This is a genomic window from Arhodomonas sp. KWT (assembly GCF_010993615.1).
In genome coordinates this window covers 63065-75297 of sequence record NZ_WNXE01000004.1, presented here as the reverse complement: position 1 = coordinate 75297, position 12233 = coordinate 63065, and the positions used below count along the sequence as shown (strand labels likewise).

Annotated in this window: 11 protein-coding genes; 6 read left to right on the top strand and 5 right to left on the bottom strand. The window is 69.6% G+C overall.

Translation table 11 applies throughout. The features are described 5' to 3' along the window. On the bottom strand, positions 1 to 1267 hold a 1267-nt coding region (ppsA, locus tag G7A99_RS25115; RefSeq protein ID WP_240466067.1), incomplete at its 3' end, for a phosphoenolpyruvate synthase. Positions 1268 to 1403: 136 nt separating this feature from the next. On the opposite strand from ppsA, the gene G7A99_RS02245 reads away from it, so the two are divergent. The 3 genes from G7A99_RS02245 (at position 1404) to G7A99_RS02235 (ending at position 3409) form a co-directional block, all read left to right on the top strand. After that, positions 1404 to 2225 carry a pyruvate, water dikinase regulatory protein gene (locus G7A99_RS02245; protein WP_163138755.1) on the top strand — a complete coding sequence of 274 codons (822 nt, stop codon included), beginning with the start codon at positions 1404 to 1406 and terminating at the stop codon, positions 2223 to 2225. A gap of 230 nt (positions 2226 to 2455) precedes the next feature. Continuing rightward, complete coding sequence (locus G7A99_RS02240) at positions 2456 to 2953, top strand: DUF1249 domain-containing protein (RefSeq protein ID WP_018716988.1); 498 nt, start codon at positions 2456 to 2458, stop codon at positions 2951 to 2953. A gap of 12 nt (positions 2954 to 2965) precedes the next feature. After that, entirely contained in the window at positions 2966 to 3409 is a 444-nt protein-coding gene (locus tag G7A99_RS02235; RefSeq protein ID WP_018716987.1) for an Rrf2 family transcriptional regulator, read from the top strand. Here the strand turns inward: G7A99_RS02235 and G7A99_RS02230 are convergent. From G7A99_RS02230 to G7A99_RS02215, 4 genes are all read right to left on the bottom strand, one after another. Next, positions 3357 to 5327, bottom strand: a complete 1971-nt coding sequence (locus G7A99_RS02230; RefSeq protein ID WP_163138754.1) for a transglutaminaseTgpA domain-containing protein — start codon at positions 5325 to 5327, stop codon at positions 3357 to 3359. The two genes, G7A99_RS02235 and G7A99_RS02230, sit on opposite strands and share 53 nt — an antisense overlap. After that, entirely contained in the window at positions 5324 to 6265 is a 942-nt protein-coding gene (locus G7A99_RS02225) for a DUF58 domain-containing protein (protein ID WP_163138753.1), read from the bottom strand. Before G7A99_RS02225 ends, G7A99_RS02230 begins: the two co-directional genes overlap by 4 nt. After that, positions 6262 to 7173: a MoxR family ATPase gene (locus G7A99_RS02220; protein ID WP_163138752.1), complete on the bottom strand. Its 912-nt coding sequence runs from the start codon at positions 7171 to 7173 to the stop codon at positions 6262 to 6264. Before G7A99_RS02220 ends, G7A99_RS02225 begins: the two co-directional genes overlap by 4 nt. 68 nt (positions 7174 to 7241) lie before the next feature. Next, on the bottom strand, positions 7242 to 8027 hold the full coding sequence (locus G7A99_RS02215) for a GNAT family N-acetyltransferase (RefSeq protein ID WP_018716983.1): 786 nt from the start codon (positions 8025 to 8027) through the stop codon (positions 7242 to 7244). Positions 8028 to 8189: 162 nt separating this feature from the next. Between G7A99_RS02215 and G7A99_RS02210 the strand changes: the two genes are divergently transcribed. The 3 genes from G7A99_RS02210 to G7A99_RS02200 all read left to right on the top strand — a co-directional run bounded on the left by G7A99_RS02210 (position 8190) and on the right by G7A99_RS02200 (position 12058). Next, positions 8190 to 9635, top strand: coding sequence for a TrkH family potassium uptake protein (locus G7A99_RS02210; protein WP_018716982.1), 1446 nt, complete (start codon positions 8190 to 8192; stop codon positions 9633 to 9635). A 9-nt stretch (positions 9636 to 9644) separates the two neighbouring features. Beyond that, positions 9645 to 10553, top strand: coding sequence for a tRNA 2-thiocytidine(32) synthetase TtcA (gene ttcA / locus G7A99_RS02205; RefSeq protein ID WP_256379692.1), 909 nt, complete (start codon positions 9645 to 9647; stop codon positions 10551 to 10553). Positions 10554 to 10618: 65 nt separating this feature from the next. Beyond that, complete coding sequence (locus tag G7A99_RS02200) at positions 10619 to 12058, top strand: sensor domain-containing diguanylate cyclase (RefSeq protein WP_018716980.1); 1440 nt, start codon at positions 10619 to 10621, stop codon at positions 12056 to 12058. The last annotated feature ends 175 nt before the right edge of the window (positions 12059 to 12233 follow it).

Sequence of the window (12233 nt, the reverse complement as noted above, 5' to 3'; positions counted from 1 at the left end):
TCGCTGCGTGGCAGGTCCGTCCGCCGCGATTGGTCACGATCGCCGCGGCGCGTTTCATGATCGGCTCCCAGTCGGGGTCGGTCATGTCGGTGACGAGGACGTCGCCGGGGGCGACGCTGTGCATGTCGTCGATACTGTCGACGACCCGGGCGCGACCGGCGCCGATGCGCTGGCCGATGGCGCGGCCGGTGGCGACCACGCGGCCGCGCTCCTTGAGCTGATAGCGCTGCAGCACCTGGCCGCCGTCGCGGCTCTTCACCGTCTCCGGGCGGGCCTGGAGGATGTATAGCCGGCCGGTCTCGCCGTCCTTGCCCCACTCGATGTCCATGGGCCGGCCGTAGTGCTTCTCGATGATCAGCGCCTGGCGGGCGAGGTCCTCGACGTCGGCGTCGGTGAGGGAGTAGCGGTTGCGCTCGCCCTCAGCGACCTCGACGGTGTGCACGCTCTTGCCGTGACCGGTCTCGCCGCTGTAGACCATCTTGATGGCCTTGCCGCCGAGGATGCGGCGCAGGATCGCCGGGCGGCCGGCCTCCAGCGTGGACTTGTGCACGTAGAATTCGTCCGGGTTCACCGCACCCTGGACCACGGTCTCGCCGAGGCCGTAGGACGAGGTGATGAACACCACGTCGCGGAAGCCGGACTCGGTGTCCATGGTGAACATCACGCCGGCGGCGCCGACGTCGGAGCGCACCATCTCCTGGATGCCCGCCGACAGGGCGACCTGCTCGTGCTCGAAGCCCTGGTGGACGCGGTAGGAGATCGCGCGGTCATTGAACAGCGAAGCAAAGACGTCCTTGATCGCGAGGAGGACGTTGTCGAGCCCGCGCACGTTGAGGAAGGTCTCCTGCTGGCCGGCGAAGGAGGCGTCCGGCAGGTCCTCGGCGGTGGCGGAGGAGCGCACGGCGACCGCCATATCCGACTTGCCCACGCGTTTCTCGAGGTCGCGGTAGGCGGCGGTGATCTGTTCCTCGAGCTCGGCGGGGAAGGGCGTCTCCACGATCATCTTGCGGATCCGCGCGCCCACGGCCATGAGCTGCTCGACGTCGTCGACGTCGAGGCCTTCCAGCTCGTCGTTGATGCGCGAGCGCAGACCGCTGTCATCAAGGAATTTCCAGTACGCGCCGGCAGTGGTGGCGAAGCCTCCCGGCACCTGGACGCCGGCGGCGGCGAGATGGCTGATCATCTCCCCGAGGGATGCGTTCTTGCCGCCGACGCGGTCGACGTCTTGCATGCCCAGGGACTCGAACCAGACAACGTATTCGGTCAATGTAATGCCTCCCAGATTGTCAGACCGGCTGCGTACGGGACGCCGACGCCGCGGTGGCGGGCCCCGCGGGCTTCCGCCGGCGCCACGGCGCGTTTAAGGTGATCGCGCACGATCAACCAACCCCCGCGAGGCGAGGATGGCAGGAAAACGCGCCGTATTCTTCATCTCCGACCGAACCGGCATTACCGCCGAGACACTCGGCCACAGCCTGCTTACGCAATTCAACGACGAGTTCGATCATATTACGCTGCCGTTCACGGACAGCCCCGAGCGCGCCGACCAGGCGGTTCGGCGTGTCGAGGAGGCCAATCGCGTCAACGGCCTGCGTTCCATTGTGTTCAGCACCGTCATCGCCCCGGAGATCCGCGAGCGCCTGCAGCACGTCGATGCGCTGGTCTTCGACTTCTTCGACACCTTCATCGCCCCCATGGAGCAGGAGCTCGGTGAGCGTTCCAGCCATACCATCGGGCGTTCCCACGGCATGATCGACAATCAGCGCTATGATGTGCGCATCGACGCCATGAACTACGCGCTCTCGCACGACGACGGGGCGGTGGTGCGTCACTACGATCAGGCCGATGTCATCCTCGTCGGCGTCTCGCGTTCGGGCAAGACGCCCACCTGCATCTACCTCGCGCTGCAGTACGGCATCTATGCCGCCAACTACCCGCTCACGGAGGAGGACCTCCTCGGCGGGCGCTTACCCTCCATCATCCGCCCGCACCGACGCAAGCTCTACGCGCTGACCATCCGTCCGGACCGTCTCTCGCGGATCCGCTCGGAGCGCCGTCCGGACAGCCGTTACGCCTCGCTGCGCCAGTGTCAGTACGAGGTCGCCCGGGCCGAGGGCCTGTTCGAGCGCGAGAAGCTGCCGATGGCCGACACCACCGCGATGTCCATCGAGGAGATCGCGACCACGATCATCCATAACCGGCAGCTGCGCCGGCGACTTTATTAAAAAACGGCGTGGCTTTCCACTTAACCTATAGGGCGAGCTGATCGAAGGCGCCTTACGGTGCGGCAGTGGTACGGCCTCCGGGGTGCTTCGGGGTGCGGGGTGCCCAGCGCCCGCCGGTGTGGTCGTATGCCGACGACGGACGGCAACGGTCGGCACCGACCCGGGTGACGCCGGGGGAGCCGGCCTCCGGTGGGACATGCACGCTGGGGCGCTGTGATACTATCCGCGACATGATGATCGAGACCCCGCAAACCGTTCCGGCTTCCCGTGGCGAGCGCAGCTTCGCCGCGCTGATGGAGCTCTATGAGAACAACTACATCTACATGCGCCGGCTCCTCCCGGAACCGGACCGCAATGGCGACTGCGTGGTCTCCCGCGTGCCCGGCACCCCCGATCTGCATCTACGGGTGGTCGAGCGCTGCGCCTACACCACGAGCGTGGTGCTGACCCATCACTTCCATCGCGGGGATACCGCCGAGGTGACGCCGGATCTGCGGGTCCGCATCTACCACGATGCCCGAGTCGCGGAAGTCCTGCCGGACTCGTGCCTGAGCGGCTTCCGCCGCGACTGTCGCGGGCCCGAGACGGGCAGCATGGCCTGGCGTTGGGAGGTGAACCGGTTCCTGAACCGCTGGCTGCGGTACTGTCTGGGTGAGGGCCACTCGTTCATGCCGGTGCTCGGCGAACCCCCGGCGTACCGGCCGCTGGCACGGCGCTGGAGCGTCTGACCGGAGCCGGCGGTGCGGCTGACCTCCAAGGCACGCTATGCGGTCACGGCGATGACGGTGCTCGCCCTGCGCGAGCCCGGCGGGCGGACGAGCCTGGCGGAGCTTGGCGCGGAGCAGGGCATTTCGCTTTCCTACCTCGAGCAGCTCTTTGCCGCGCTGCGCCGTGCGCGCCTGGTGACCGGTGTGCGCGGCCCGGGGGGCGGTTACCGGCTGGCACGGCCGGCCTCCGGAATCAGCGTCGCGGCGGTGGTTAGCGCCGTGGATCCGGCCGGTGGCGATGGCGCCGCCGACGACGACGCAGCGGCCCAGTGCCTCACCCACGACCTGTGGTCGGAGCTATCCGGCCAGCTCTATACTCTGCTTGACGGCATCACCCTGGAGACGCTCGCTGCGGACCCGGCGATCATCGCCGCCCTCGAAGAGGACGTGCGCGAAAGCGCCGGGCCCGGCGGATGAACGCGGCACGCTCGGCGGTGTCGCCGCGTTCGCGGTAGCGAAGCCGGACGTAGTCGCGCGCGAGTGCGGCGACCACGGCACCCAGCGCCTCATCGGCGTCATCGGCCCGCCGTGCCACCGTATGCGGACCGTCCCCCGCTTCCAGGGGGATGCCCGCGCGCAGGAGACGGGCGCGGATACGGCGCCAGGCCCGCGATAGCGGATCCTCCGCCGCCCGTCGGCGATGCAGGCCCCAGAGCGCATAGACGGCCGCAACGGCGCCAAGGGCCCCCAGTACGCCGAGCCCTACGGTCAACGGCCGGGTCAGGCCGAGGCGCTGCCACAGTCCCTGCTGGGCCCGCGGGCCGTAGGTCAGCACCCAGCGGTTCCACATCACGTCGACCTGCTCCCAAGCCAGTCGCATCGCGCGCAGCACACCGCCATCGCCGCCGCGCGCCATGAGCGGTACCGGATCGTCCGCCGGGACCGACGCCGCCAGCCCGTCACTGGCCCTGGCCGGGGCGACGGCCACGGTCGGATCGACGCGCTGCCAGCCGTCACCGGGCAGCCATACCTCCACCCAGGCATGGGCGTCGGACTGGCGGACCACCAGGTAATCCGCCCCGTCCGGACGCCCGCCGCCCAGGTACCCGGCCACCAGCCGGGCCGGCACCCCGCCGGCACGCATCAGCACGGCGAAGGCACTGGCGAAGTGCTCGCAGAAACCACGACGGGTATCGAACAGGAAACGGTCGATGCGATCACCGTCGAGGCGGCCCGGGCTCAGCGTGTACACGAACGGGCGCTCGCGCAGCCATGCCAGCGCGGCGTCGACGAACGCGGCAGTGCCCGACGCCCCGTCGCGCAGGCGCCGGGCGAGGGCGCGGGCGCGTGGATGCGCGTCCGGGGGCAGCCGCGTGTAGCGCCGGCGCACCCGGGCGGGCAGGTCCGGCTCTACGCGTCCGGGGGCGAAGGAGCGAGCCCGGTAGCGGCGCAGTGAGGCGACGGGCTCGTCAGCGAGGTATTCCAGCGCCGGCGTGCGCTGTACGTCTGCACTGACCCCGCCGGGCAGGTCGAGGGCGTAGAGCCAGCGCTGCCGGTGGGGCTCGAGGGTGACCACCTGGGTGCGGATCGGCCCGTCGCGGCTCACGGAGACCGTGCGCGGCGGGCGCTCGCCCCGGCGCCAGGTAACACCGTCGTAGGCGGCGAACACCGGTCCCCGCCAGTAGCGCTGCCCGGGCGGTGGGGGCGGGCCGTCGGGGAAGCGGACCCGGAAGGCCACCTCATCGGAGCGGCTGAGCCGGCTGAGGTCGCCGGGGCGGATCGTATCGGAGATGCCCGTGACCCCGGTGCCGCCGTCGTCGGGAAGGGCCCATAACGGTCCCGGCAGGCGTGGAAAGAGCGCGAACAGGATCAGCATGACCGGCACCGCCTGCCCGGTGAGTGCACCGGCGGTACGCAGGTCCGCCCGGACGATTCCGGCGCCCGTCGCCCGTCCGGCGGCAATGAGCAGCGCGGTGGCCGCCCAGGCGGTCGCCAGGAGATAGGCGCCCATGGGCAGCGACTCGTCATCGAGGAAGGCCGTCAGTGCAAGGAACACCGCGAGGTAGGCGACGATGCGTAGATCGCGGCGTCCACGCATCTCCAGTGTCTTCAGTGCCCCCATCAGGGTGAGTAGTGCGACGCCCGCCTCCGGCCCGACGACAGTGGCGAACTGCGCTGCGACCAGGGCCAGGGCGGCGGCGGTCAGGGCCACACGGGTGAGCCGGCGTGGCAGATGATAGCCGCGCACACCGATCCACAGCCGCCAGCCGAGCAATGCGGCGATGGCCGTGGATATCGCCGGCGGCAGGGCGAACAGGTGCGGGACGAGGACACCGGCGATCAAGGCTATCGCCCAGAACAGGGTGCGGCGGTCGACGGCGCTGATTGTGCTCATAACGGTAGCAGCGCCAGTGCGGTCAGGCAGTCGTGGCGGTGGCGCTCACCGTGGCCGGGGCCGAGGGAGCAGCCGGGCAGGATCAGCGTGTAGGCCTCACCCCGTGCGTGGGCCATCTCGATCCAGGCGGCGAGCCGCGCGATCCGGGCCTCAGGGGCGAGTCCGGGGGCGTCGCCCCAGGCGAGCCGGCGCTGCACACCGCGGGTACCGGAGAACACCTTGGTGTGGAGCTCGCCGACGGACTCGCTCGCCTTCCACGCGATGCGCGGCAGCGGGTCGCCGGTGCGGTAGCGGCGCAGGCCTGCGTAGTCCTCTTCCGAGGTGTCGCTGGCCGCCCCGCCGTCGCCGGTTCTCCCGGCGGGCAGCGGCGGCGGATGCGCCTCCGGCAGCGGATAGATCACGGCGGCGCGGTCCGGCTCGATCCAGCTCCAGGCCTGGAACAGGCCGCCGGGATGGCGGGTCGTCACGCGGATTCGTCCGGCGGTCAGGCGGCCGCGGCGGGGTGCCGGCCGGGGCACGCCGACGACGGTCTGGTTGTGGGACCCGACGTCTTCGGCGACGCCTCCGTCGCCGGCGTCGAGCACGATAGCGACTCGTCCCCGCGGGGTGTCGTTGATCAGGGTGACCGGGAAGCGTGCGGTGCCGCCGGCGAAGAGCGGGCCCGGGTTGCCCGGCTCCAGGGTCAGGCCCGCGAGATTGCGGTAGCTGCGGTGCATGGCGGCCACGCCGATACCGACGAGCAGGTAGGTCAGGGCGAAGCCGAGGTTCAGACGGTAGTTGGTTGCGGCCAGCCACATGATCACCACGAGGGCGGCGAAGAACCAGCCCTGGGCCGTGGGCAGGATGTAGACCCGGCGGTAGTGGAGCGTCACCCGGGCGCGGGTGTCCCCGTGGCGGCGTCGCAGCCAGCCCCGGACCCACAGCGGCAGGTCGATCACGGGATCGGTACGTCCGCCAGCAGCGCGCCGCAGCGCTCGCGGGCCGCGGCCAGTCCCTCGCCGGGGTGCTGGAGGCGGTGAGCGGCGACCTGGGGGAAGACCGCCTGGACGTGCTCCGGCAGCACCGCGGTGTCCCCACCCGTGAACGCCCAGGCCCGGGCGGCCTGCATGAGTGCGAGCCCCGCCCGGGGCGAGAGCCCGCCGGGGCGGTCGCCGTACCGGGTCGCGCGCAGCAGTGCCTGGACGTAGTCCACCAGGGCGCCGGCGACATGGACCCGGTGGACGGCCGCTCGCAGGCTGTCCAGATCGCCGTCGCCGAGGACCGGCGGCTCGGCGTCGATCAGCCGCCGCCGGTCCGCGCCCAGCAGCAGCTCGCGCTCGGCCGCGTGGTCCGGATAACCCAGGGCCAGGCTCATGAGGAAGCGGTCGAGCTGCGATTCCGGCAGCGGGTAGGTGCCGGTCTGGTCCGCCGGATTCTGGGTGGCGATGACGAAAAACGGGGCCGGCAGCGCATGGGTGGTGCCGTCCACGGTGACCTGGTGCTCCTCCATTGCCTCGAGCAGCGCGCTCTGGGTCTTCGGGGTGGCGCGGTTGATTTCGTCGGCGAGCAGCAGCTGGGTGAAAACGGGTCCGGGGTGGAAGTGGAAACCGCGGACCTCGCGATCGTAGATGGAGGCGCCGAGCATGTCGGCGGGGAGCAGGTCGCTGGTGAACTGCACCCGCTGCATCTCCAGTCCGAGCAGCCGGGCGAGGACGTGGGCGAGGGTGGTCTTGCCCACGCCGGGAAGATCCTCGATGAGCAGGTGTCCGCCCGCCAGCAGGCAGGCGAGGGACAGTCGGATCGAGTGATCCTTGCCGAGGATGATGTCTCCGGCGCGCTCTAGGACGCGCCCGACCCGTCGGTCCATAGGGGCTCCGGCATCGTGCTCCGAAAGCCCCGCGTTATAGCATATCCCCGCCGGCGCGGGCAGCGCGCTCAGGCGCTGGCCGCGTGGGGAATGGCGGTGCCGTCGATGCCGAGGAAACGGCGCACGTAGCGTGCGGACAGTGCCTGCGTGTCGACGATGATGAACACGTCCGCCACCCGGAAATCCGGGTCCCAGCAGGGCTCGCCGCAGATCCGCGCGCCGAGTGAGAGGTAGGCCTTGAGCAGCGGCGGCACCCGCGTCGCCATGGTGACGGGGTCGCCCTCGGGCAGCGCCGGCATCCCGTGCCGGGGGCGTACACGCATGGGCTCGGGGGCCATGTGGCGGCTGCGCAGGCGCCGCATCAGGGCCTCCGTGGCGAGGCCGCCGTCGCCGGCGGGGATGCTCGCGCAGCCGATAAGGTAGTCGTAGCCGGCGTCCACGATGTGGCCGGCGAGCCCGGACCAGAGCGTGGCGATACTCGCGCCCCGGCGGTATGCCGGGTCGACGCAGGTACGCCCCAGCTCCATGATGCGTCCGGGCAGGTCGCCGACGAAGCCCATGTCGAACTCCGCCTCGGAGTAGAACCCGCCGGCCATCCTGGCGGTGTGGTCGTCGAGCAGGCGGCTGCAGGCGACGACCTCGCCGCTGGCATTGTCGCGGACCATCAGGTGCCGGCACCAGCGGTCGTAGCGGTCCGTCTCCAGCCCCGGGGTGGCGGCGTGCACGGAGGCGCCGAGCTCCTCGGCGAACACGCGGTAGCGCAGCCGCTGGCAGGCCTCGACCGCCTCCGGGGTGTCCGCCCAGTCCACGGTGAAGCGGCCGGTCTCGCGTCGTGACAGGGTAGTTGCGGCCATCTCGGACCTCGCTGTGTCCCGCTGTTGTGACTGCCGCCGAGGGTGACGCAGGCGCATGGCAGGGGCATGACGGAAGGTTGTCATCTCCTTTACCGCTGGCAATGACGGCCGCCAGCAGCGAGAATGCCCCCCGTCCGGTAATCAGGGTGTGACGGCGTCGAGATGAAGTGGGCAGCCATACAGCAGCTGATCGGACTGCTGCTCATGATGTTCAGCGTGACCGCGCTGCCGCCGGCGATGGTTGCGCTGATCGCCGGTGACGGGCAGGTCGTGATCTTCCTGCTGACCTTCGCGCTCACCGCCATGACCGGCGTGGCACTGTGGCTGCCGGTGCGCGGCGACCGCGGCGAGCTGCGCACGCGGGACGGCTTCCTGGTGGTGGCCCTGTTCTGGAGCGTGCTCGGCGTCTTCGGCGCCATCCCGTTCATGCTCGGCCCCCACCTCGGCTTCACCGACGCGATCTTCGAGGCGGTTTCCGGGTTCACCACCACCGGGGCGACGGTGATGACCGGGCTGGACAACATGCCGCCGTCGGTGCTCTACCACCGCCAGCAGCTCCAGTGGCTCGGCGGCCTGGGTGTGATCGTGCTCGCCGTCGCCCTCATCCCCATGCTCGGCGTCGGCGGTATGGCGCTCTACCGTGCCGAGACGCCCGGGCCGATGAAGGACGACAAGATCAGCCCGCGGATCATGCACACCGCGCGCACCCTCTGGTACGTCTATCTCTGGCTCACCGTGGCCTGTGCCGTGTGCTACTGGCTCGCGGGCATGTCGGCGTTCGACGCCGTGGCCCATGCCTTCAGCACCATCGCCACCGGCGGCTATTCGACCCACGATGCGAGTCTGGCCTATTACGACAGCGTCGCCGTCGAGATGGTCGCGAACGTGTTCATGCTGCTGGGCGGCATCAACTTCGCGCTGCACTTCTTCGTGTGGCGCTACCGCAGCCCCCGGCGCTACCTCCAGGACACGGAGACACGGGCGTACCTGGGCATCGTTGCGGTGGCGACGCTGGTGATCGCGGTTACCCTGGTGGTCACGGGCGCGATCCCGAATGGCGGGGAGGCGCTGCGGCACGCACTACTTCAGGTGATCTCGGTGATCACCACCACCGGCTTCACCACCACCGGCTTCAACGACTGGCCGGTCTACATCCCCCTGGTGATCGCGGCGGTGGGCTTCATCGGCGGCTGCGCAGGTTCCACCGCCGGCGGGATGAAGGTCATCCGCATCGTGCTGCTCTACAAGCAGGGTACGCGGGAGACCTTCCGGCTCATCCATCCCCGGGCCACCCAGCCGGTGAAGCTCGGCGGCAAGCCCGTCGCCGAGAACGTGATGAACTCCGTGTGGGGCTTCTACACCCTCTACGTGCTGTCCTCACTGGTGCTCACCGGCCTGATGATGGCGGCAGGGCTCGACCTCGAGAGCGCGTTCGGCGCGGTGATGGCGACCATCAACCTGGTCGGTCCCGGCCTGGGAGAGGTGGCGAGCAACTTCAAGGGCATGCCGGAGATGGTGAAGTGGCTCGGCATCTTTGCCATGTTGCTCGGCCGCCTCGAGGTGTTCACCCTGATGGTGCTCTTCACGCCGGCGTTCTGGCGCCACTGAACGGTGCCCGTGCCGGTCAACGACACAACGGAATCTGACACGTTGGCCATGAATCTCAAGACCCTGGAGCGGCGCCTGACCTACCTCACGGGCAAGGCGATCCGCGAGTACGGCATGATCGAGGACGGTGACCGGGTGATGGTCTGCCTCTCCGGCGGCAAGGACTCCTATACCCTGCTGGAGGTCCTGCGGCTGCTCCAGCGCCGGGCCCCGGTGCGCTTCGAGTTGGTGGCGGTGAACCTCGACCAGAAGCAGCCGGGCTTCCCCGAGCACGTGCTCCCGGCATATCTCGACGGCCTCGGCGTGGATTACCGCATCGTCGAGCGTGATACCTACAGTACGGTGAAGCGGGTGATCCCCGAGGGCCAGACCATGTGCAGCCTGTGCTCGCGGCTGCGCCGGGGCATCCTCTACGGCACCGCCTCGGAGCTCGGCGCGACCAAGATCGCACTTGGCCATCACCGCGACGACATGCTCGAGACGCTGTTCCTGAATATGTTCTATGGCGGGCGGCTGGCGGCGATGGCCCCGAAGCTCAAGAGCAATGACGGCCGTCACGTGGTGATCCGGCCGCTGGCCCATGTACCCGAGTCCTACGCGGAGCGTTACAGCGAGCTCAAGGGCTTCCCGATCATCCCCTGCAGCCTCTGCGGCTCCCAGCCCAACCTAAAGCGCCAGGCGGTGAAGGCGATGCTGAGGCAGTGGGAGGCGGAGGACCCGAAACGGCTCACGAGCATGCTGCGCGCGATGCAGAACGTGCAGCCCTCCCAGCTGGCCGATACCGACCTGTTCGATTTCCATGGCCTGCGCGCCGACGGGGCCGCCACGGACGGGGGAGAGGACCCGCTGGCGGCGGTGGAGCAGGGCGGGAGCGCCGGGGAGCCGGGCGTGGTAACCTTCGGCGCGCCTGCCAGATAAGCGCGGCCGGGGGCGGCGGCGCGGTGGGACGGTGATCGCGTCGACCAGAGGGGGGAACGGGCCGGATGCGGCGCAGAAAGATCTACTTCGCGGTGGCACTCGCGCTGCTGGTGGCGACGGGACTGGTGGCCACCAGCCTGATCAGCTACTACGTCGCCCATGATTCGCTGGCCGAGCGTGTCGCCGAGGAGACGCTGCCGCTGACCAGCGACAACATCTACTCCGAGATCCAGCGCGATCTCCTGCGTTCGGTGCTGATCTCCTCGTTCATGGCCCATGACACCTTCGTGCGCGACTGGGCCATCGGCGGCGAGCACAACGTCCAGCGGATGACCCGCTACCTCAGCGAGGTGCGCAAGAAGTACGACACCATCACCGCGTTCTTCGTCTCCGAGCGCAGCCGGCGTTACTACCACCCCCGCGGCGTGCTCAAGACCGTCCGCCCGGAAGACCCGCAGGACGCCTGGTACTTCCGCGTCCGCAACATGCACGATCGCTACGAGATCAACGTGGATGCCGATACGGCCAATCCCGGGCGGGTGAGCATCTTCGTGAACTACCGTGTGCTCGACTACGACGGTGATTATCTTGGTGCCATCGGCGTGGGCCTGTCGGTGAACGCCGTCGCCGATCTCATCGAGAATTACCAGCGGCGTTACGGCCGCCGCATCTATTTCATCGACCGTGAGGGCGACGTGACCCTGCACGGCAGTGCCTTCGATGTGGCCCCGAACATCCACGACCGCGAGGGGCTCGGGGCCTATGCCACCCGGATCCTGACGAGTCCCAGCACCTCGTTCCGCTTCGACCGGGGGGCCGCCGAGACGGTCTACGTCAACACCCGGCTGGTGCCGCAGATGGACTGGATCCTGGTCGTGGAGCAGAGCAATGCGGCCGCGGAGGCGCGGATCCAGCGCACGCTGGCGGTCAATCTGGCCATCTCGCTGGCGATCACGGTGCTGGTGCTCACGCTTGGTTATATCACCGTGCGCGGCTATCAGCGCCGTCTCGAGGAGATGGCGACCACCGATCCGCTCACCGGGGCGGCGAGCCGCCAGGTCTTCGGCATGGTCTTCGACCAGGTGGTGCGCAGCGCACGCCGCCGGGGCGAGGCGGTGTCGGTGCTGAGCGTGGACATCGACCGGTTCAAGGCGATCAACGACACCCACGGCCACCAGGCGGGGGACCAGGTCATTCGCAGCGTGGTGGACACGGTGCGCCGCCACATCCGTGAGGCGGACACGGTCTGCCGTTGGGGCGGTGAGGAGTTCATCGTTCTGCTCGGCGACTGCAGTGCGGCAGGCGCGGCCGAGCGGGCGGAGACGCTGCGTGCCGCGCTGGCGGACCTCACCGTGCCGGTGGCCGGCACCCACGTTCGGATTACGGTGAGCATCGGGGTCGCGGAGTGCGCGCCCGGGGAGTCGCTGGAGGCCGTGATGCAGCGGGTCGATGCGGCGCTCTATGCCGCCAAACGGGACGGCCGCAACCGTGTGGTAACCGCGTAACCGGACGGCACGGACCGCTGACGGGTCCTGGCCCGGACGGTCCCGTTCGCGGATGCGGCGGTGGCGTGACGCGCGATGGGCAGGGGGCGGCCTCCAAACTGCCCGGCCCGGCGCAGGGCGGCCGGGCCGGGATCCGGCGGCGTGCCGGACGTGGTTACATGGTAGGCATGCTGAA